The following is a 20,895-nucleotide window of genomic DNA, read 5'->3' on the forward strand; positions in this document are numbered from 1 at the left end:
GTCCGGATCGCTGCGCCTCGGTGGATCTGCGCGGTATTGCCCTGGTGGGGGCGGTAGCGTGCGTGTCGAGCGCCAGGCCCCGGTTGATCTGCGCGGTGTTTCCCCGGTGGGGGCGGAAGCGCGCGTCTCGAGCGCCAGGTCCCGGTCGATCTGCACGATGTTGCCCTGGTGTGTGCGCCTGCGGGCAGCTCGACCGCCTGCCGCGGACCGACCTGCACGCGGGGGCTGGTGCGCACACGGCGCGTCGCGGCGTTGGCGGACACCGGCCCGGTGCAGCCGCCGGGCTCCACGACGTCATGCAGCCGACACGAACACCTGGGCGCCCGGGCCGGGCGTGCCAGATGGCAGACCGGGTCGGCGATTTCCCGGAACGAGCATGGGCCGTCCCCGCACGGACACGAGGTCCGGGAGAATCATCCGGACGCCCGTACCGTCACCCGTTTCCCACACAACGACGACGTCCGGACGGAGCAGCGCGCCACGGCGCGGCGCTGCGTGCCGGACCCCTTCACGGCGTAGCGTGACCGACCGGCGACGGTGCGCGAGTCACGTGGCCGTGGACCACGAATCACCCGGGCAGGGTGTTGTCGACGCGCGGCGCGCCTGCTGGACCCGGGCCGGGGAACCGACCTAGCGTTCGCACGCGAAGGCCCGGGGCACCCGGAGCTGGACCGGACTCCCCGAGCGACTGGAAGGTGCCGCGCATGACGCCCCCGCACAACTACCTGGCCGTGATCAAGGTCGTCGGCATCGGTGGCGGCGGCGTGAACGCCGTCAACCGCATGATCGAGGTCGGCCTCAAGGGCGTGGAGTTCATCGCGGTGAACACCGACGCCCAGGCCCTCCTGATGTCCGACGCCGACGTCAAGCTGGACATCGGACGTGAGCTCACCCGTGGTCTCGGTGCCGGCGCCAATCCCGAGGTCGGCGGCAAGGCCGCCGAGGACCACGCCGAGGAGATCGAGGAGGTCCTCAAGGGGGCCGACATGGTCTTCGTCACCGCGGGCGAGGGCGGCGGCACGGGCACCGGCGGTGCGCCGGTCGTCGCGTCGATCGCCCGCAAGCTCGGCGCGCTGACCATCGGTGTCGTCACCCGCCCGTTCACCTTCGAGGGGCGCCGCCGGGCCGGGCAGGCCGAGGAGGGCATCCAGCAGCTCCGCAACGAGTGCGACACCCTCATCGTCATCCCGAACGACCGGCTGCTGCAGCTCGGTGACGTGGGCGTCTCCCTGATGGACGCCTTCCGCTCGGCCGACGAGGTGCTGCTCTCCGGTGTCCAGGGCATCACGAACCTCATCACCACACCGGGTCTGATCAACCTGGACTTCGCCGACGTCAAGTCGGTCATGTCCGGCGCGGGATCGGCCCTGATGGGCATCGGCTCGGCCCGCGGCGAGGGGCGCGCGGTGCAGGCGGCCGAGAAGGCGATCAACTCGCCGCTGCTCGAGGCCTCCATGGACGGCGCGCAGGGGGTGCTGCTGTCCATCGCGGGCGGCTCCGACCTCGGCCTGTTCGAGATCCACGAGGCGGCGTCACTGGTCCAGGAGGCCGCCCACCCCGAGGCCAACATCATCTTCGGAACGGTGATCGACGACTCGCTGGGCGACGAGGTGCGCATCACCGTCATAGCGGCCGGCTTCGAGGGCGGCACGCCGACCCACAAGAAGCTGGAGCCTGCGGTCTTCCGCCAGGGCACCCAGAAGCCGGCCGAGCCCGCCGCGACGCAGGAGGGCCAGCAGGGTCAGCAGTTCCCGCAGGGGCAGCAGACCCAGCAGACCCCGCAGGCGACCCAGCAGCAGGCCTCGTACCAGCAGGTCACGCAGGCCCCGCCGCAGCAGGCCGCGCCGCAGCACCCGCAGGGTCAGCAGGGCGGTTCCGGGTACGGGGCGGCTTCCGCCACGTCCCCGCAGCAGGGCTCGCCGAGCCTGCCCACGTCCGTGCCGGCGTCCCCGGAGCGGACCGGCACGCTCCCGCCGTCCCAGCCGTCGGCGCCCGCGCCGCGCCAGCCCGACACCCGCGCCGAGACCACCGGCAGCGACGGCACCGCAGGCCACACGACGGCGTCCGCGCCGGCCACCGGCGTGTCCCGGCCGGCCGCGGAGCCGGTCGAGGACGAGGTGGACGTCCCGCCGTTCATGCGCCGGTGACGGCCGGTCCGGTGGCCCCGCCCGGCACGCGGATCCGGCGGGTCACGACGACCCGGGCGGGCGGACGGTCCACCGGCCCGTTCGCCACGTTCAACCTCTCGCTCGGCGTCGGCGACGACCCGGCGGCGGTCACCGCGAACCGTGCCCGGGTGGTCCGCGAGCTCGGGCTGTCCGGGCTGGTGTTCCTCCGGCAGGTGCACGGCCGCGACGTCGCCGTGCTCCGCGAGCCTCCCCGTGCGCGGCCGGGCACCGGCGGGGTCGCCCCGGACCTCCCGGACGTCGACGCCGTCGTCACCGACGTCCCGCTGCTCGGCATCGCCGTGCTCGCCGCCGACTGCGTGCCGGTGCTGCTCGGCGACCCGCAGGCCGGTGTCGTCGGGGCCGCGCACGCCGGCCGGGCCGGCGCCGCGTCCGGCGTGCTCGACGCCGTGATCGACGAGATGACCGCGCTCGGCGCGGCCCCCGACCGGCTCGAGGTGCTGCTCGGGCCCGCGGTCTGCGGGCAGTGCTACGAGGTGCCGGCCGCGATGCGCGACGAGGTCGAGGCCGCCCTCCCGGGCAGCGCGTCGACCACCCGCGCCGGGACGCCCGGGCTCGACCTGCGTGCCGGGCTGACCCGGCGGCTCGCCGGCCTCGGCGTCACGAAGGTCGGCACCGACCCGCGCTGCACCATCGAGGATCCCGACCTGTACAGCCATCGCCGCGAGAGCCGCTGCGGCCGCCAGGCCGCGATCACCTGGCTGGACCCGGGCGACGGTCGCCGTCCCCCCGCCCGCGCGGCACGATGACCGGTGTGGCCGAGACGAACACCCCCGCACGCACCGCCGAGCTGAAGGAGCGCCTCGCCGCCGTCCGCGAGCGCCTGGACGCGGCGTGCCGCGCCGCCGGCCGCGACCCGGCCGAGGTCTCCCTGCTGGCCGTGACGAAGACGGTGCCCGCGTCCGACGTGGCCGCCCTCATCGACCTCGGGCTCACCGCGTTCGCCGAGAACCGGGCCCAGGAGGCGGCGCCGAAGGTGGGCGAGGTGGCCGAGCTCCGCCCCGAGGCCCGGCCGGCCTGGCACTTCGTCGGCGGGCTGCAGCGGAACAAGGTCCGGACGGTGCTCCCGTGGGTGACGCGGATCGAGTCGGTCGACTCCGCGCGGCTGGCCCGCGCCCTCGACAAGGAGGTCGCGAAGGCCCGCGACCGGGGCGAGCGGGACGGGCCGCTGCCGGTGCTCGTCCAGTACAGCGTGGACGGTGACCCCGAGCGCGGCGGCGTGCCCGACGCGGGACTCGACGAGCTGACCGACCTGGTCACGGAGCTGCCGGGGCTGGACCTGGCCGGGCTGATGGCCGTCGCACCGCTGGGCTGGGAGCCGGAGCGGGCGTTCGCCGCGATCGCAGGCGCCGCCCGCCGGACCCGGGACCGGCACCCCGGGGCGATCGAGCTCTCGGCCGGCATGAGCGGGGACCTGGAGACGGCCGTCGATCACGGTTCGACCGTGGTGCGTGTCGGTACGGCTCTTGTGGGGGAACGGCGGATAGCCTCCGAGTAATCGCTGGTCGGTGCGGGAACCGGGCCATCGGCGAGACCGTCGCCAGAACGCGGGTGCGCGCCTCGGGTGCGCGTGCGGAGTCGAGCAGTACTGCGAGGGGACAGCGGATGAGCACGATGTACCGGCTGAAGGCCTACTTCGGCATGGTCCCGGCCGACGAGATGGACTATGTGGACGAACCGGACCGCTACCGGGGCGCCCCCGAGCAGCAGTCCGGCCCGCGTGGTGACCGCTGGTCCGCCGGCGGAGGGCGCTTCGCCGACCCGGCCGGCTACGACGACGACCGCTACGACGCTCCCGGCGGCTACGACGACGGCTGGGCGGCCCGCACGGCGCGGGAACCGGCCCGTCCGGCGCGCGCCGTGCGGCAGAATCCCCGCGGTGAGCGGGAGCCGGCGGAGCACCCCGGCGACCGCGGCGCCGCGCCCACACCCATCGGCGGCAGCGCCGGACCGGCCGTCCGGGGGGCGCTCGCGATGGACCCGGACACCATCCGGAGCCCCTCCCGCGAACCCCAGCGCGAGGAGCGTCCGACCCCCCTCGCGCCGGCTCCCGCGCCGGTGCCCGAGCAGCGCGACCGGACCGCCGCGGGACCGGCCTCGATCACCACGCTGCACCCCCGCAGCTACACCGAGGCACGCACGATCGGCGAGCGCTACCGCGAGGGTGTGCCGGTCATCATGAACCTCACGGACCTCGACGACGCGACCGCGAAACGCCTGGTCGACTTCGCCGCCGGCCTGGTCTTCGCTTTGCGCGGGGGCTTCGACAAGGTCACCAACCGGGTGTTCCTTCTCACCCCCGCGGACGTCGAGGTGTCCGCCGACGACGCACGGCGGCTCGCCGAGCGCGGAGCTTTCCGCCAGGATTGAGCCGTGCCCACCGCCATCGGCTTCCTGATCTATTACGTCCTGTTCTTCTTCTGGCTGCTGCTCGCGGCCCGGATCGTCGTGGAGACGGTCCGGTCGTTCGCGCGCCAATGGCGCCCGGCCGGCCCGCCCGCGGTGGCACTCGAGGTGGTGTTCACCGTCACCGACCCTCCGGTCAAGTTGCTGCGGAGAGTGATCCCCGTCGTCCGGATCGGAGGCGTGGGACTGGACCTGTCGATTATGGTGCTGGTGCTGGTGGTGTTCATCGCGATGACCGCCGTCAGATCACAGCTCCTGGGATGAGCCCCAGTCATCCGGGAGTGCCGCCGAGGACCGCATGAGGTGATCCGATGCCGCTGACGCCCGCCGACGTTCACAACGTCGCGTTCAGCAAACCCCCGATCGGGAAGCGGGGATACAACGAGGACGAGGTCGATGCCTTCCTCGATCTGGTCGAGGCCGAGCTGGCCCGGCTGATCGGGGAGAACGACGAGCTGCGCGACCAGGTCGCCCAGCTCGAGCAGCGCCTCGGTGACGCCGAGGCCGACCTGGAGGACGCCCGGAGCCAGCCGCAGCAGGCTCCCGCGCAGACCCAGGCGCTGCAGCAGGCCTCGCCGTCGCCGATGGGCCGCGGAGCCGGTGCGCCGGCCCCGCAGCTGGCCGGTGCCGCCCCCGCCGACGCCGACGGTGGTGACCACCACGTGCAGGCGGCGAAGGTCCTGGGCCTCGCCCAGGAGATGGCCGACCGGCTCACGGCCGAGGCCAAGAACGAGGCCGACACGATGCTGTCGGACGCCCGGACCAAGTCCGAGCAGCTCCTCTCCGACGCCCGCACCAAGGCGGACGGCCTGGTCAACGACGCGCGCTCGCGCGCCGAGACCATGCTCGGCGACGCCCGCACCCGGGCCGAGACGCTGGAGCGCCAGTCGCGCGAGAAGGCATCCGGCCTGGTCAGCGAGGCTGAGCGCAAGCAGAACGAGATCATGGGTGCCATCCAGCGGGACAAGGGCACGCTCGAGAAGAAGATCGACGAGCTCCGCACCTTCGAGCGCGAGTACCGCACCCGGCTCAAGACCTACCTGGAGTCGCAGCTGCGCGACCTGGAAGGACGCGGGTCGGCCGCTCCGTCGGACAGCACCACCAACTCCGGTGGCACCTCCAGCAGCCGGTCGAGCTCGAACGGCGGCTACGCCGCCTCCGGTTACGGCCAGCGGGCCGACACCGGGAGCTGACGCCTCCGGGCGTGTCGACGCCCGGACGACCGACGACGACCGGGTAGCGGCCGGGTGCCGCTGCCGACCCACGGAGTTCGCCGATGCTGGTGCTGGTCCTGATCCTCGTGGTCATCGCGCTGGTGCTGCTGCTTGCAGGATGGTTCCTGCACGTGGTGGCACTGGCCTGGGCGTCGGTGGGCATCAGCGTGCTCGCCGGCCTCGCGCTGCTCTACGACTGGTGGCAGACCCGGTCCGCGGTGCGGGCCGGGGACCGGTCCGCAGCCGCGGGGGCCGGGCCCGGCGAGCCCGGGGCACCGGGTGCCGTGGGCGGCGCGCACGACCGGGCCGGCGCGGAAGCGCACCCGGGCCCCGACCAGGAACCGGCGACGCAGGTCCTGCCGGTGGTCCGGCCGGGGCAGGCAGGGCCTCCCGGGGCACCGGGAGCGGCGTCGGAGGACACCGCGAACGCGGCCGACCCGACGATTCGGATGCCGGTGGTCCGGCCGCCCGGCTCAGCGGAGGGACCGCCGAACGCATCTCGATCGAGTGGTTCTTCGTCACCGTCCGTGACCGATTCCGGGGGTGGAGGAGCCGCGGCCCGAGCCGGTGGTCATCCGGACGAGCCGAGGACCGCCGCCGTGCCCGGAGCGGAGGGCGCGGGTGCGGCCGCCGGGGAGGGTGCGGGTCGTGGCGGCGACACCGTGCACCCGGGAGCGCCGTCCGGTGCCGGCCGCGCGGACGGTCCGGACGCCCCCGGTTCCGGAGCCGACGGGTCCGCACCCGGATCGGCCGGGACGGGCCGGCGGGACGCGGTGACCACTGCGACGGCGGTGGGCGCGACCGCGGTGGGCGGGGCGGCCGCCGCCGCGGCCACCGGTGACCGCCGATCCGGCGAGCAGGCCGGATCGGGTACGGCCGCCGGCGGGAACACGGCCGGTTCCGGTCCGGCAGGTACGGCCCCCGGCGACCGCCAGGCGGGCTCCGGCCCGGGTGACCGGTCCGGCGAGCGATCGGGCACGACGTCCGGCGGCCCGGCCGGAGCGGCCGACCGGCCGGACACGGCGGCCACCACGGCCGTCCCCGCGGGGACGGCGACCGGCGCGACCGGGTCCCCGGCCTCCGGCGACGGCGGCGCGACCACCGCGACCGCGACCGGCACGACCGCCGGGGCCGGTACGCCCCCCGGGGCCACCGGGACCGGCGCGGCTTCCGGGACCGGCTCGGCCACCGGGACCGGTACGGCCTCCGGGACCGGCTCGGCGTCCGGGACCGATGAGGCGACCCGGGCCGGCGGGACGACCGGGACCGGCGGCGCAGCGACCGGGATCGGCGCGGCCGCCGGCGTGATCGGGACGGGCGCGGCCACCGGCGCGATCGGGACCGGCGCGGCCACGACCGCGATGGACACGTCCGCCGCGGACCGGCCCGACGACCGGACCGCGGCCCACCCACCGCCGCCGGCGGAGGGTGAGGCCCCCGAGGAACCCCGCGACCCCACCGCGGCGAACCTCGTCGCGCGGCTCCCGGACGAGGTGCTGGTCATCGACGAGCACCCCCGCTACCACCTGCAGACCTGCTCGTCGCTGTCCGGCCGTCCGGTGATCCCGCTCCCGGTCAGCGAGGCCGTCGAGCTCGGGTTCACCCCGTGCGCCTGGTGCACGCCGAACCGGGTCCTCGCCGAGCGGCACCCGGCCGAGGTGCGCTGAGCCGGCCCGGGCGGCCGTACGCCGCCGGGCCGCGGGCCCGGATCGGGCGCGTGCCCCGCCGAGCCGGCCCGGGCCCGGGAATATCCCGGTGCGCGGCCGCGCTACCCTGGACCCACAGGCGTCGATCCGGCCATCACCGGGGAGCCTCCGGAAGAACGGCGCCACGGCGCCCAGTAGAACCGGACGGCAGCGGCCCGTCATCGCCGCAGAACGAGCGGCGCGCGTGCCCGGCACGCGCGCAAGCGGGGTGGTACCGCGGCGCGGCTCACGACGAGCCGTCGTCGTCCCCGTGCGAGAGGCAGTGACCAGAGGCCGCCGCACGAGGAGCCAGCCGATGAGCGACACCGGTTACCCGGAGGTCCCCGCCCACCCGTCCTTCCCGGCGCTCGAGCGCGACGTGCTCGCGTCGTGGGAGGCCGACGACACCTTCCGTGCCTCGGTCGAGCAGCGCCCGGCCGGCGAGAACGGCGCCGACGAGTTCGTCTTCTACGACGGCCCGCCCTTCGCCAACGGCCTCCCGCACTACGGTCACCTGCTCACCGGGTACGTGAAGGACGTCGTCCCGCGCTACCGCACCATGCGCGGCCACCGGGTCGAGCGCCGGTTCGGCTGGGACACCCACGGCCTGCCCGCCGAGGTCGAGACCGAGAACCAGCTCGGCATCAAGCACAAGTCCGAGATCGACGAGATGGGCGTCGCCGCGTTCAACGAGGCGTGCCGCACCTCGGTGCTGCGCTACACCGGCGAGTGGCGCGACTACGTGACCCGCCAGGCCCGCTGGGTCGACTTCGACAACGACTACAAGACGCTCGACCTGGACTACATGGAGTCCGTCATGTGGGCGTTCAAGTCGTTGTGGGACAAGGGCCTCGTCTACTCGGGCTTCCGCGTCCTCTGGTACTGCTGGCGTTGCGAGACGCCGCTGAGCGCCACCGAGACCAAGATGGACGACGTCTACCTCGACCGGCAGGACCCGGCCGTCACCGTGGGGCTCACGCTGCACGTGCCGGGGAACGCGGCCCTCGACGGTGCCCGCGCCCTGGTCTGGACGACGACGCCGTGGACGCTGCCGTCGAACCTGGCCATGGCCGTGCACCCGGACGTCACCTACGTCGTCGTCGAGGCGGACGGCGAGCGCTGGCTGCTCGCCGAGGCGCGCGTTCCCGCGTACGCCCGCGAGCTGGGGGACGAGCCGCCGGTCCTGGCCCGGGTCACCGGCTCCGAGCTGCTCGGGCTGGCCTACACGCCGCCGTTCGACTTCTTCCCCGGCCGGGCGAACGCCCACCGGATCCTCGCCGCCGACTACGTCACCACCGACGACGGCACCGGCCTGGTGCACATCGCCCCGGCCTTCGGCGAGGAGGACAAGGAGGTCACCGACGCGGCCGGCATCGAGGTCGTCAACCCGGTCGACGCCCGCGGCGAGTTCACCGTCGAGGTGCCGCCGTACACCGGGATGCAGGTGTTCGACGCCAACCCGCAGATCATCCGGGACCTCAAGGACGGCACGGCACCGCACGTGCAGGGCGTGCTGCTGCGGCACGAGACCTACGACCACCCGTACCCGCACTGCTGGCGCTGCGGCAACGCCCTGATCCAGCGCGCGGTCGACTCGTGGTTCGTGCGGGTCACGCAGTTCCGGGACCGGATGGTCGAGCTCAACCAGGAGATCAACTGGACGCCCGCGCACGTCCGGGACGGCCAGTTCGGCAAGTGGCTGGAGGGCGCCCGGGACTGGGGCATCTCCCGCAACCGCTACTGGGGCAGCCCGATCCCGGTGTGGCAGTCCGACGACCCGCGCCACCCGCGGACCGACGTCTACGGCTCGCTCGACGAGCTGGAGCGCGACTTCGGCGTGCGCCCGACCGACCTGCACCGCCCGCACGTCGACGAGCTGACCCGCCCCAACCCGGACGACCCGACCGGGCGCTCCACCATGCGCCGGGTGCCGGAGGTCCTGGACTGCTGGTTCGAGTCCGGCTCCATGCCGTTCGCCCAGGTGCACTACCCGTTCGAGAACGCGGACTGGTTCGAGCACCACTACCCGGGCGACTTCATCGTCGAGTACAACGGCCAGACCCGCGGCTGGTTCTACACGCTGCACGTGCTGGCCACCGCGCTGTTCGACCGGCCCGCGTTCCGCAACTGCTCCGCGCACGGCATCGTGCTCGGCGACGACGGCGCGAAGATGTCGAAGTCGCGCAAGAACTACCCGGACGTCAACGACGTCTTCGACCGCGACGGCTCGGACGCCATGCGCTGGTTCCTCATGGCCAGCCCGATCCTGCGCGGCGGGAACCTCGTCGTCACCGAGCAGGGCATCCGGGAAGGCGTGCGGCAGGCGATCCTGCCGCTGTGGAACACCTGGTACTTCCTGTCGCTCTACGCCGGCGGGGAGCGCGGCACGTTCCGCACCGACTCACCCCACGTGCTCGACCGCTACGTGCTCGCCAAGACCGCCGACCTCGTCGACGGGGTCACCGCCGCGATGGACGTCTACGACATCGCCGGGGCCTGCGAGCGGATCCGCGAGCACGCCGAGACGCTGACCAACTGGTACGTCCGCCGGTCCCGCGAGCGGTTCTGGGCGACCGGCTCCGCCGACGCCGAGGCCGCGCGCCGCGACGCCGTCGACACCCTGCACACCGTGCTGGAGGTGACCTGCCGGGTCGCGGCGCCGCTGCTGCCGCTCACCACGGAGGCGATCTGGCGCGGCCTGACCGGCGGCCGCTCGGTGCACCTCGCGGACTGGCCGGGCGGATCCGATCCGTCCGTGTCGCGGCAGCAGGCCGGCGCGGGCCTGCCGCACGACGCCGGGCTGGTCGCGGGCATGGACCGCATCCGGCAGGTCGCCTCGGCGGCGCTGTCGCTGCGGAAGTCGGCGAGGATCCGGGTCCGCCAGCCGCTGCCCGGGCTCACCGTCGCCGCCGCGGACGCGGCCGCGCTGGAGCCGTTCACCGACCTGCTGCGCGACGAGGTGAACGTCCGCGCCGTCGAGCTGACCGACGACGTCGCCACGCACGGCCGGTTCGAGATCGCGGTCAACGCCCGGGTCGCCGGGCCGCGGCTTGGCTCCGACGTGCAGAAATGCATCCGCGCGGTGAAGAACGGGGAGTGGAGCCAGGAGGCCGACGGGACCGTGGTCGCCGCCGGGATCACCCTGCAGGAGGGCGAGTTCACCGAGAAGCTCGTCGCCGCCGACCCGGAGCACACGGCCGCGCTGCCGGGCAACGCCGGGCTGGTCGTGCTGGACACCACGGTCACGCCGGAGCTGGCCGCGGAGGGCACCGCGCGGGACGTCGTGCGCGTCGTCCAGCAGGCCCGCCGCGAGGCCGGCCTCGCCGTGGCCGACCGGATCGCGCTGACCGTGGACGGCCCGGACGCGGTGCTCGACGCGGTGCGGACGCACGAGGCGTTCGTGGCCGGCGAGGTGCTCGCGACCGCGGTGTCCTACGGCCCCGCGAACGACGGTGCCGCCACCGGCCAGGTCGTGGCGCCCGACGGTGCCACCGTGGAGCTCGCCGCGGCCGTCGCCCGGACCTGACCCACCCGTGATCGACGGTCCGGCACGGGAACCGGCCGGACCGTGCCCGACCGTCGATCACCGGGGGTGAGCCGGACGCGGCGGCCGGGGCCGGTCCGACTACCCTCGGCGCATGGGAGACGCGGCACGGCGGTGGCGGGAGCGCCAGTCCGCGCGCGGGCTCCCCGAGCACATCCTCCGCGCCGCGCCGGCCGACCCGTGGACGCACGACCCGGCGGACTTCGCGCCGCCGGTGACCCCGGCCGACACCCCGTCCCGTACGGCCGCCCGCGCACTGGCCGAGCGGGCCGCGGCCTGGGGCTGCGGCGGGGCGTCGCTGCTCGACGTCGGCTGCGGTGGCGGGGACGCCGCGTTCGCCGCCGCCTGGCCGGAGCCGTCCCCGGTCGCCCGGATCGTCGGCGTCGACCGGCAGGCCGACATGCTGGCGGTGTTCGCCGCCACCGCGCGCGAGCGGGGCATCCCGCACACGACCGTGCCCGGGACCTGGCCCGAGGCCGCGGCCGACGCGGGGCGGCACGACGTCGTCGTCTGCCACCACGTGCTGCACAACGTGGTCGACCTGCCGCCGTTCCTGCGCGCGCTCACCGCGGCCGCCCGCCCGGCCGGCGGCGTCGTGGTCGAGATGCTGCCCGAGCACCCGATGGCGTGGCTGGACCCGCTGTGGGCCCGGTTCCACGACCTGCACCGGCCGGCGAGCGCCACCGCCGACGACGCCGTCGCCGTGCTGCGCGAGGAGCTCGGCATCACCCCCGAGGTGCACCGCTGGGAACGCGCGCCGCGGCTCCCGCACGGGCCCGCGTGGGTGGCCCGGCGGTTGTGCCTGTCCGACGACCGGGTGCCGGAGGTCGAGGCGGCGCTGGCGGGGATCCCGCCGCGCCGGACCGACGCCGTCACCCTCGTCTGGTCGCCGTAGAGCCGGGGCCCGGCGATGAGCCTCGAGATGGTGCTCGGCGTGACCGCCGGGGTGCTGCTGCTCGCCGTCGTCGCGGTGCGCGTGTCGGTGCGCCTGGGGATGCCGTCGCTGCTGCTCTACCTCGCGATCGGGCTGCTGCTGGGGAACACGCTGCCCGGGTTCTCGCCGCCCGGCGCCGACCTCACCGAGACGCTCGGGCTGGCCGCGCTCGTGCTCATCCTCGTCGAGGGCGGCCTCACGACCCGCTGGTCGTCGGTCCGGCCCGCGCTGCGGCTCGGGATGCTGCTGTCCACGCTGTCGGTGCTGGTGTCGATCGCCGTGGCCGGCGGGCTGCTGCACCTGCTGCTGGGCCTCGAGTGGCGCACCGCGCTGCTGTGGGGTGCGGTGCTGTCCTCGACCGACGCGGCCGCGGTGTTCAGCGTGCTGCGCGGTGTCGCCGTGCCCCGCCGGCTGGCCGGGACCCTGGAACTCGAGTCCGGCATGAACGACGCGCCGGTGGTGATCGCCGTCGTCGTGCTGGCCGGGACGGACCCGATCGGCTGGACGACGCCGCTGCTCGTGATCTACGAGCTGGCCGCGGGCGCGGCGATCGGGGTGCTGCTCGGGCTCGCCGGGGCGTGGGCGCTGCGCCGGGCCGCGCTGCCCGCCACCGGGCTGTACCCGCTGGCCGCGATCGCGGTCTGCCTGCTCGCGTACGCGGCCGGGCAGGGCGTGCACGCCTCCGGGCTGCTCGCCACCTACTGCGCCGCGCTGGCCCTGGGCAACGCGCGGCTGCCGCACCGCGGCGGCGTCGTGTCGTTCGCCGAGGGCACCGGCTGGATCGCCCAGATCGGGCTGTTCGTGATGCTCGGTCTCTACGTCGACGTGCAGCGGCTGCCGGCGGCGATCGTCCCGGCCGTGCTCTGCTCGCTGGTCGTGCTGCTCGCCGCCCGCCCGGTGTCGGTGCTGGCGGCCGCGCTGCCGTGCCGGATCCCGCTGCGCGAGCAGGCGTTCCTGTCCTGGGCGGGCCTGCGCGGCGCGGTGCCCATCGTGCTCGCGCTGATCGCGTTCACCGAGGGCGGCGCGGACCACCAGCTGCTGGTGGACGTCGTGTTCATCCTGGTGGTGGTCCTGACCCTGGTGCAGGGCACGACGCTGCCGTGGGTGGCGCGGCTGCTCGGGGTCGTGTCGCGGACCGACACCCGCGCGGTCGAGGTCGACGCCGCCCCGCTGGACGAGGTCGACGCCGAGCTCCTGCAGGTCCGGGTGCCGCACGGGTCCCGGCTGCACGGCGTCTACCTGCGGGAGCTGCGGTTGCCGGCGGGGGCGACGGTCAGCCTCGTCGTCCGGGAGTCCGAGGCGTTCTCCCCGGAGGGCGGCACCCGGCTGCGGGAGGGTGACCAGTTCCTCGTCGTCACGACGCGCGAGGTCCGGGACGCGGCCGAGCAACGGATCCGGGACGTCGACCGCGGCGGCAAGCTGGTCCGCTGGCACTCCGGCGGGGACCGCTCGTCATAATCGGGCGTGTGAGTGCCGATCCCCCCGCCAGCGAGACACCCGTCGATCCCGCCGTCCGGCGGCGCGGGACGGTCCTGCTGGCCGGGATCGCCGGCACCGTGCTCGTCCTCGACCTGGTCACGAAGATCGCCGCCGTCGCGCTGCTGGAGCACCGCGCACCGGTCGCGGTGATCGACGGGTTCTTCTGGCTGACGTTGCTGCGCAACCCGGGCGCCGCCTGGTCGATGGCCACCGGGTACACCTGGATCCTGACCGTCGTCGCCGTGGTCGTCGTGGGCGTGATCGTCCGGATCGCGCGCCGGCTCGCCTCCACCGGCTGGGCGGTCGGGCTCGGTCTCGTGCTCGGCGGCGCGCTGGGCAACCTGATCGACCGGTTGTTCCGTGCGCCCGGCCCCATGCGCGGGCACGTCGTCGACATGCTCGCGGTGTTCGCGCCGGACGGCAGCGCGTTCCCGGTGTTCAACCTCGCCGACTCGGGCATCGTGTGCGGCGGGATCCTGCTGGTGCTGATGGCGCTGCGCGGGGTCGAGATCGACGGCACGCGGGGGTCGGACCATGGGTGAGCTGCGGAGCATGCCCGTCCCCGATGGGCTCGACGGCATGCGGATCGACGCCGGGCTGGCCCGGCTGCTCGGGCTGTCCCGGACGGTCGTGGCCGGGCTCGCCGAGGACGGCCGGATCCAGGTGGACGGCCGGGACGCCGGCAAGTCCGACCGGCTGCCCGGCGGTGCCTGGCTGGAGATCGAGCTGCCCGACCCGGCGGGGCCTGCCGTGATCGAGGGCCCGGCCGAGGTCGTCGCGGGGCTGGACGTGCTGCACGAGGACGACGACCTCGTCGTCGTCGACAAGCCGGTCGGCGTGGCCGCGCACCCCTCGCCGGGCTGGGCCGGGCCGACCGTCACCGGCGGGCTCGCCGCGCTCGGCACCCGGCTGTCGACCTCGGGCGCCGCGGAACGGCAGGGCATCGTGCACCGGCTCGACGTCGGCACCACCGGTGTCATGGTCGTCGCGAAGTCGGAGCACGCGTACACGCTGCTCAAGCGGGCGTTCAAGGAACGCACCGTCGACAAGCGCTACCATGCCGTCGTGCAGGGGCACCCGGACCCGTCGTCGGGCACGATCGACGCGCCCATCGACCGGCACCCGCGCCACGACTACCGGTTCGCGGTGCTCCAGGGCGGCAAGCCGAGCGTCACCCACTACGACACGGTCGAGGCGTTCCGCTCGGCGAGCCTGCTCGACGTGCACCTGGAGACCGGGCGCACCCACCAGATCCGGGTGCACTTCTCCGCGCTGCGCCACCCCTGCGTCGGGGACCTGACCTACGGTGCGGACCCGGTGCTGGCCCGGCGGCTGCGGCTCGACCGGCAGTGGCTGCACGCCCGCAGCCTCGGCTTCGCGCACCCGGCCGACGGCCGGTACGTCGAGTTCACCAGTCCGTACCCGGACGACCTGGCCGCGGCGCTCGAGGCGCTGCGGGACCCGTGACCGGACTGGGCACCCGCGGCCTGTGGGTGGTCGTGGCGGTGCTGGCCGTCGTGTGCGCCGGGGCGGTGTGGGCGGCCGGGTCCGGCCCCGCCCCCGGACCGGCGACCGCGACCGGGTCGGTGCGGCTCGGTCCCGACCCCGGGCAGGACGTCGGGGCCTACCTCGTCGGGCTGCCCGGCCGGCTGCCGCCGCCGGGGGAGCGGGTGCCGGCGCTGGTGCAGTTCGCGCGCCCGCTGGACGTGGCCGCTGCGGCCGGGGCGGTCGTACCGACAGGCCCGGCCGGCCCGGGGCCGGGCCGCGTCGAGACCGCGGTGTTCCGGGTGCCGCTGGACCGGGTGCAGACCGCGCTCCGGTTCGAACCGGTCACCGGCACCGGGGACCCGGTCGCGGCCCTCGGGGTCGCCCGGGAGCGGGCCGCGTTCGGCGCCGAGGCCGACGCGGACCGCGCCGCCCGTGCCGTCGCCGCGGCGACCAACCCCGAGGCCCGCGACGCGCTGGCCCGCCGGGCCGCCGTCGCCGCCGCCGAACGACGCGCGCTGGCCGACCCGGCCTGTGCCTGCGTGATCGCCGTGGTGGTCACCGCCGACCGGGCCGGGCTGGAGGCGCTGTCCGCCCGCGCCGACGTCCGCGCCGTCCACGCCGCACCGCCCGGCACCACCGTCCCGGAGCTCGCCCTCTCCCCGTTGCTCCCCGAACAGTCCACGGCTGCGACCCCGCCGCCCGACGACGGCCCGGTCCCCACCGGCTGACGCCCCACGCCGCACCGACCGGGCGCCGCGCCACTCCGCGTGCCGTCGCATCGACTGCGTGGTGCGCCACTCCGCATGCCGTCGCATCGACTGCGTGGTGCGCCACTCCGCGTGCCGTCGCATAGACCGCGTGCCGCGCCACTCCGCGTGCCGTCGCATCGACCGCGGGCCGCGCCACCCCGCGCGTGCTGCACCCGCGTGCCGCAGCGCCGTGTGTCGCCGCACCAACCGCGTGCCGCCCCCCCCGCGTATCGCCACCTCACACCGCATGACGCTGCCTCACACCCGGCGACGCCGCCTCACACCCGGCGACGCCGCCTCACACCCGGCGACGCCGCCTCACACCCGTTGCAGCGGGGGTGCGGTGGAGCGAAGGGGTGTGAGGACGCTGATCGGCGGCGGCTCCTCCGGCGATCAGCGCGTTCCCGCCCGATCCGGGGCGGGAACGTGCAGGTGATCTGTGCGGTTGCCGGCGAGCGGCACCTTCTCGCCCTCGTGCGGGCGCGAACGTGAAGCTCAGTATGGCCGGACGGGTCGACCGGCACGGTTTCGCCGCCGCGGCGGCCGGAACGTGCTGATCGATATCGGGTCACGTGTCGATCAGCACGATCCGGCCCCTCTGGGGCGAGGTCGTGCTGATCGACGGCTGGTCGTCGGGCGGGAGCACGGTGATCACCACGGTTCTGCCGTCCCCGGGGCGCGACCGTGCTGATCGATAACTGAACCGGTCGACGATCAGCACGATCCCGCCCTCTCGGGCGACACCGTGCCGACCAGCCCAGCCGCGCCTGGGCCGGGGCACGGCCGACGAGCCGACGCCCGGGATCCGATCGACAGCGGTCACCCGCACCAGGCACTTGGCGGGACGACCCGCGCGGCCGAGCGGTAGGGCGAACCCGCCGAACGCGCCGAACGCCTCCCTGGGCGTGGCGACCACGCGCACCACGACCACGCGCACCACGACCGCGAGCGCGGGGGACCGCATGCGCCGGGGCCGCGTGCACCACGACCGCGAGCGCCGGGGCCGCGTGCACCACGACCGGGAGCGCGGGGCCGCGTGTGCCGGGGCCGCGTGCACCACGACCGCGGGCGCCGGGGCCGCGTGCACCACGACCGCGGGCGCGGGGACCGCGAGTGCCGGGGCCACGCGCACCACGACCGCGAGCGCCGAGGCCAGCGCACCACGACTGCGCGCACCACCGACCGCGCGCACCACCGACCGCAGGCACCACCGACCACGCGCACCACCGACCACGTGCGCCGAGACCCTGTCCGCGACCGGCCGCCGTCGCGTCGTCCCGCGGGGACCCACCACGACCGGGTCGCGCCCCGGTGCGCGGTGCCTCCCCGCCCGTCCTCCCGGGCCGCGACACGCCGCGGCCGGGCGGCGCGCCCGTGAGCAGGATCGACACGCCGAGCCCGATCACCACGCGGCGCCGTCTCCGTAACCGTCGGACCCCGCGGCTAGTCTGGGGACCTCACCGATCCGGTCGGCCCGGCCTCGCGGCGGGACCCCACCGGCACCTCGCGCGGGCCCCGCCGGGCCACGCCGGGCCGTCCCCCGCGTGCGGCGGACCGCGGTCGGTGGGGAGCACGGCAGCGCGCGTCCCGCCACGCGCGCGACGAGGACGTCCGCGCCGCCCCAGGGCGCGGGAGAGGAGCGCGACACACCGATGGCCAGCGGGGCAGGCTCCTTCGTCCATCTGCACACCCACACCGAGTTCTCGATGCTCGACGGGGCGGCCCGCCTGGACGACCTGTTCGCCGAGGCGACCAAGTACGAGATGCCCGCGATCGCGATGACCGACCACGGGAACGTCTACGGCGCGTTCGAGTTCTGGCGCAAGGCGAAGTCCGCGGGCATCAAGCCGATCATCGGCATGGAGGGCTACCTCGCGCCCGGCTCCCGGCACGAGCGCAAGCGCACCGCGCTGGGCAACGGCAGCGAGAACAACCCCGACCTCATGTACACCCACATGACGCTGCTGGCCGAGAACACCGAGGGGATGCACAACCTCTTCCGGCTGTCGTCGCTGGCCAGCCTCGAGGGGTACTACTACAAGCCGCGCATGGACCGCGAGCTGCTCGAGCAGTACGGCAAGGGCCTCATCGCGACGACCGGCTGCCCGTCCGGGGAGGTCGCCCGCCTGCTCCAGCAGGACGACTTCGAGGGCGCCTGCCAGGCCGCGTCGGACTACCGGGACATCTTCGGCAGGGACAACTTCTTCTGCGAGTTGATGGACCACGGGATCGAGATCGAGAAGCGGGTCCAGGAGGACCTGTTCGCGCTGAAGAAGCGCCTCGACCTGCCCGGGCTCGCCACGAACGACCTGCACTACACCTACCCGGACGACACCAAGGCGCACGAGGTGCTGCTCTGCGTCCAGACCGGGAAGACGCTCGCCGACCCGAACCGCTTCAAGTTCGACGCGCAGGACTTCTACCTCAAGTCCGCCACCGAGATGCGCGAGCTCTGGGACCCCATCCACCCGGAGGCCTGCGACAACACCCTCTGGGTCGCCGAGCGCTGCAACATCGACTTCGCCACCGGCCAGGACCTGCAGCCCAAGGCTCCGGTGCCCGAGGGGGAGACCGAGGAGTCCTGGCTGATCAAGGAGGTCGAGCGGGGCCTGCACAAGCGGTTCCCGAACGGCGTCACCGAGCAGTACCGCCGCCAGGCCGAGTACGAGGTCGGCGTCATCATCAAGATGGGCTACCCCGGCTACTTCCTGGTGACCGCGGACCTCATCCAGCACGCCAAGTCGGTCGGCATCCGGTGCGGCCCCGGCCGCGGCTCGGCGGCCGGCTCGCTGGTCGCCTACGTCCTCGGGATCACCGACCTCGACCCGATCCGGCACAAGCTGATCTTCGAGCGGTTCCTCAACCCGGACCGCGTGTCCATGCCCGACATCGACATGGACTTCGACGAGCGCCGGCGCGGCGAGATGATCCGCTACGTCACCGAGAAGTACGGCGAGGACCGGATCGCCCAGATCATCACCTACTCCACGATCAAGGCGAAGGCCGCGATCAAGGACTCGGCGCGCGTCCTCTACGGGCAGCCCGGCTACTCGGTCGCCGACCGGATCTCCAAGGCCATGCCGCCCGCAGTCATGGGCAAGGACATCCCGCTGTCCGGGATCTTCGACCCGTCGCACAAGAGGTACTCCGAGGCCACCGAGGTCCGCGCGCTCTACGAGGCCGACCCGCAGGTCAAGGAGATCGTCGACACCGCCCGGGGCCTGGAGGGCCTCAAGCGGCAGTGGGGCGTGCACGCCGCCGGCGTGATCATGTCGAGCACGCCGCTGATCGACGTCATCCCGATCCAGCGCCGCGAGTCCGACGGCGCGATCATCACGCAGTTCGACATGGGCGTCTGCGAGACCATCGGTCTCCTCAAGATGGACTTCCTGGGGCTGCGCAACCTCACGATCCTCGACGACGCCCTCGAGAACATCACGCTCAACGGCAAGCCCGAGGTCGACCTCGACCACGTCGAGCTGGACGACCCGAAGACCTACGAGCTGCTCTCCCGCGGCGACACGCTCGGCGTGTTCCAGCTGGACGGCGGCCCGATGCGGGACCTGCTGCGCCGGATGGCGCCGTCCGAGTTCGAGCACATCTCCGCGGTCGGCGCGCTGTACCGGCCCGGCCCGATGGGTGCGAACGCGCACAACGACTACGCCGACCGCAAGAACGGCCGCCAGGAGATCACGCCGATCCACCCGGAGCTGGCCGAGCCGCTGCGCGACGTCCTGGGGGAGACGTTCGGTCTGATCGTCTACCAGGAACAGGTCATGGCGATCGCGCAGAAGCTGGCCGGCTACTCGCTCGGCCAGGCGGACCTGCTCCGCCGCGCGATGGGCAAGAAGAAGAAGGAGATCCTGGACAAGGAGTACGTCACCTTCGCCGGCGGGATGAAGGAGAACGGCTACTCCGAGGACGCGATCAAGACCCTCTGGGACATCCTCCTCCCGTTCTCCGACTACGCGTTCAACCGCGCGCACTCCGCCGCGTACGGCGTCGTGTCGTACTGGACGGCCTACCTCAAGGCCAACTACCCGGCCGAGTACATGGCGGCCGTGCTGACCAGCGTCCGCGACGACAAGGACAAGGCCGCCGTCTACCTGGCCGAGTGCCGGCGCATGGGCATCACGGTGCTCCCACCGGACGTCAACGACTCGGTCCGCAACTTCGCCCCGGTCGGGGACGACATCCGGTTCGGTCTCGGCGGCATCCGCAACGTCGGGCACAACGTCGTCGACGCGATCGTCGCCGCGCGCCGGGAGAAGGGCGCCTTCGCCGACTTCTCCGACTTCCTGCGCAAGGTCGACGCGGTGGTCTGCAACAAGAAGGTCGTCGAGTCGCTGATCAAGGCGGGCGCGTTCGACTCGCTGGGTCACTCCCGCAAGGGCCTGCTGCTGGTGCACGCCGACGCGATCGACGCGGTGATGAGCACCAAGAAGGCCGCCTCGATGGGCCAGTTCGACCTGTTCGGGTCGATGGACTCCGGGGGCGGTGACGGCGGCGGGGACGACGCGCTCGGCGGGATCTTCGACGTCAAGGTGCCCGAGGAGGAGTGGGACGCCAAGCACAAGCTCGCCGTCGAGCGGGAGATGCTGGGCCTCTACGTGTCCGGGCACCCGCTCGAAGGCCTGGAACAGGCGCTGGCCGCGAAGGCCGACACCTCGATCGCCGACATCGTCGAGGGCTCGGTCGCCGAGGGCGCGCAGGTCACCGTCGGCGGCATCCTCGCCAACGTCAACCGCCGGGTGAACAAGAACGGCGAGCCGTGGGCGTCGGCCCAGATCGAGGACCTCGCCGGCGGGATCGAGGTGCTGTTCTTCCCGCGGGCCTACCAGGTCGTCGGCGTCGACGTGGCCGAGGACGCGATCGTGCTGGTCAAGGCCCGGGTCAACAAGCGCGACGACCGGATCTCGCTGATCGCCAACGACCTCGCGGTTCCCGAGCTCGCCGCCGGCGACGCCGGGCTGCCGATCAAGGTCAGCCTCCGCACCGACCAGTGCACCCCGGAGCGCGTCGCGAAGCTCAAGGAGGTGCTCACCCACCACCCGGGCACCTCCGAGGTGCACCTGTCCCTGGTGTACGGCAGCAAGGTCACCGCGCTCCGGCTGGACGACTCGCTGAAGGTCACCCACACCTCGGCGCTGATGGGTGACCTGAAGGCGCTGCTCGGGCCGGGCTGCCTGGGCTGATCCCGGTACGGGGAA

General features: G+C 74.1%; 15 protein-coding genes. 14 read left to right on the forward strand and 1 reads right to left on the reverse strand.

What is annotated here, in order from left to right; all coding sequences use genetic code 11:
• Positions 1–704 precede the first annotated feature (704 nt).
• The 13 genes from ftsZ (at position 705) to H7X46_RS09765 (ending at position 15,664) form a co-directional block, all read left to right on the forward strand.
• Complete coding sequence (gene ftsZ / locus H7X46_RS09705) at positions 705–2,147, forward strand: cell division protein FtsZ (protein WP_186359087.1); 1,443 nt, start codon at positions 705–707, stop codon at positions 2,145–2,147.
• A complete protein-coding gene (pgeF, locus tag H7X46_RS09710) occupies positions 2,144–2,935 on the forward strand; it encodes a peptidoglycan editing factor PgeF (protein ID WP_370588682.1) in 792 nt (263 codons plus the stop codon). The genes ftsZ and pgeF overlap by 4 nt, the downstream gene beginning before the upstream one ends.
• On the forward strand, positions 2,932–3,684 hold the full coding sequence (locus H7X46_RS09715) for a YggS family pyridoxal phosphate-dependent enzyme (RefSeq protein ID WP_186359088.1): 753 nt from the start codon (positions 2,932–2,934) through the stop codon (positions 3,682–3,684). The genes pgeF and H7X46_RS09715 overlap by 4 nt, the downstream gene beginning before the upstream one ends.
• 107 nt (positions 3,685–3,791) lie before the next feature.
• The gene (locus H7X46_RS09720) at positions 3,792–4,556 is read left to right on the forward strand and encodes a cell division protein SepF (RefSeq protein WP_186359089.1); all 765 of its coding nucleotides are present in this window, start codon (positions 3,792–3,794) and stop codon (positions 4,554–4,556) included.
• Positions 4,557–4,559: 3 nt separating this feature from the next.
• Complete coding sequence (locus tag H7X46_RS09725) at positions 4,560–4,856, forward strand: YggT family protein (RefSeq protein ID WP_186359090.1); 297 nt, start codon at positions 4,560–4,562, stop codon at positions 4,854–4,856.
• A 47-nt stretch (positions 4,857–4,903) separates the two neighbouring features.
• Positions 4,904–5,785, forward strand: coding sequence for a DivIVA domain-containing protein (locus tag H7X46_RS09730; RefSeq protein WP_186359091.1), 882 nt, complete (start codon positions 4,904–4,906; stop codon positions 5,783–5,785).
• A gap of 83 nt (positions 5,786–5,868) precedes the next feature.
• Complete coding sequence (locus H7X46_RS09735; RefSeq protein ID WP_186359092.1) at positions 5,869–7,473, forward strand: hypothetical protein; 1,605 nt, start codon at positions 5,869–5,871, stop codon at positions 7,471–7,473.
• Positions 7,474–7,807: 334 nt separating this feature from the next.
• Positions 7,808–11,017: an isoleucine--tRNA ligase gene (ileS, locus tag H7X46_RS09740; protein ID WP_186359093.1), complete on the forward strand. Its 3,210-nt coding sequence runs from the start codon at positions 7,808–7,810 to the stop codon at positions 11,015–11,017.
• 112 nt (positions 11,018–11,129) lie between these two features.
• Positions 11,130–11,930 (forward strand): bifunctional 2-polyprenyl-6-hydroxyphenol methylase/3-demethylubiquinol 3-O-methyltransferase UbiG, encoded by an 801-nt coding sequence (locus H7X46_RS09745; RefSeq protein ID WP_186359094.1) that lies wholly within the window; start codon positions 11,130–11,132, stop codon positions 11,928–11,930.
• Positions 11,931–11,945: 15 nt separating this feature from the next.
• Positions 11,946–13,427, forward strand: a complete 1,482-nt coding sequence (locus H7X46_RS09750; RefSeq protein WP_186359095.1) for a potassium/proton antiporter — start codon at positions 11,946–11,948, stop codon at positions 13,425–13,427.
• 8 nt (positions 13,428–13,435) lie between these two features.
• Positions 13,436–13,990, forward strand: coding sequence for a signal peptidase II (gene lspA, locus H7X46_RS09755; RefSeq protein WP_186359096.1), 555 nt, complete (start codon positions 13,436–13,438; stop codon positions 13,988–13,990).
• Entirely contained in the window at positions 13,983–14,915 is a 933-nt protein-coding gene (locus tag H7X46_RS09760; protein WP_186359097.1) for an RluA family pseudouridine synthase, read from the forward strand. Before lspA ends, H7X46_RS09760 begins: the two co-directional genes overlap by 8 nt.
• A complete protein-coding gene (locus H7X46_RS09765; RefSeq protein ID WP_186359098.1) occupies positions 14,912–15,664 on the forward strand; it encodes a hypothetical protein in 753 nt (250 codons plus the stop codon). Before H7X46_RS09760 ends, H7X46_RS09765 begins: the two co-directional genes overlap by 4 nt.
• 589 nt (positions 15,665–16,253) lie before the next feature.
• Here the strand turns inward: H7X46_RS09765 and H7X46_RS09770 are convergent.
• On the reverse strand, positions 16,254–16,406 hold the full coding sequence (locus H7X46_RS09770; protein WP_186359099.1) for a hypothetical protein: 153 nt from the start codon (positions 16,404–16,406) through the stop codon (positions 16,254–16,256).
• A gap of 931 nt (positions 16,407–17,337) precedes the next feature.
• Between H7X46_RS09770 and dnaE the strand changes: the two genes are divergently transcribed.
• The gene (gene dnaE, locus H7X46_RS09775; RefSeq protein WP_186359100.1) at positions 17,338–20,880 is read left to right on the forward strand and encodes a DNA polymerase III subunit alpha; all 3,543 of its coding nucleotides are present in this window, start codon (positions 17,338–17,340) and stop codon (positions 20,878–20,880) included.
• The last annotated feature ends 15 nt before the right edge of the window (positions 20,881–20,895 follow it).

The sequence above is a fragment of the Pseudonocardia sp. C8 genome (assembly GCF_014267175.1).
Classification (GTDB): Bacteria; Actinomycetota; Actinomycetes; order Mycobacteriales; family Pseudonocardiaceae; genus Pseudonocardia.

What these genes read in the sequence shown, in the direction of transcription:
- H7X46_RS09735 (WP_186359092.1), top strand. Translation starts at nt 5,869, where the DNA reads ATGCTGGTGCTGGTCCTGATCCTCGTGGTCATCGCGCTGGTGCTGCTG.
- H7X46_RS09750 (WP_186359095.1), top strand. Translation starts at nt 11,946, where the DNA reads ATGAGCCTCGAGATGGTGCTCGGCGTGACCGCCGGGGTGCTGCTGCTC.
- H7X46_RS09745 (WP_186359094.1), top strand. Translation starts at nt 11,130, where the DNA reads ATGGGAGACGCGGCACGGCGGTGGCGGGAGCGCCAGTCCGCGCGCGGG.
- dnaE (WP_186359100.1), top strand. Translation starts at nt 17,338, where the DNA reads ATGGCCAGCGGGGCAGGCTCCTTCGTCCATCTGCACACCCACACCGAG.
- ftsZ (WP_186359087.1), top strand. Translation starts at nt 705, where the DNA reads ATGACGCCCCCGCACAACTACCTGGCCGTGATCAAGGTCGTCGGCATC.
- ileS (WP_186359093.1), top strand. Translation starts at nt 7,808, where the DNA reads ATGAGCGACACCGGTTACCCGGAGGTCCCCGCCCACCCGTCCTTCCCG.
- H7X46_RS09715 (WP_186359088.1), top strand. Translation starts at nt 2,932, where the DNA reads ATGACCGGTGTGGCCGAGACGAACACCCCCGCACGCACCGCCGAGCTG.
- H7X46_RS09720 (WP_186359089.1), top strand. Translation starts at nt 3,792, where the DNA reads ATGAGCACGATGTACCGGCTGAAGGCCTACTTCGGCATGGTCCCGGCC.
- H7X46_RS09730 (WP_186359091.1), top strand. Translation starts at nt 4,904, where the DNA reads ATGCCGCTGACGCCCGCCGACGTTCACAACGTCGCGTTCAGCAAACCC.
- H7X46_RS09760 (WP_186359097.1), top strand. Translation starts at nt 13,983, where the DNA reads ATGGGTGAGCTGCGGAGCATGCCCGTCCCCGATGGGCTCGACGGCATG.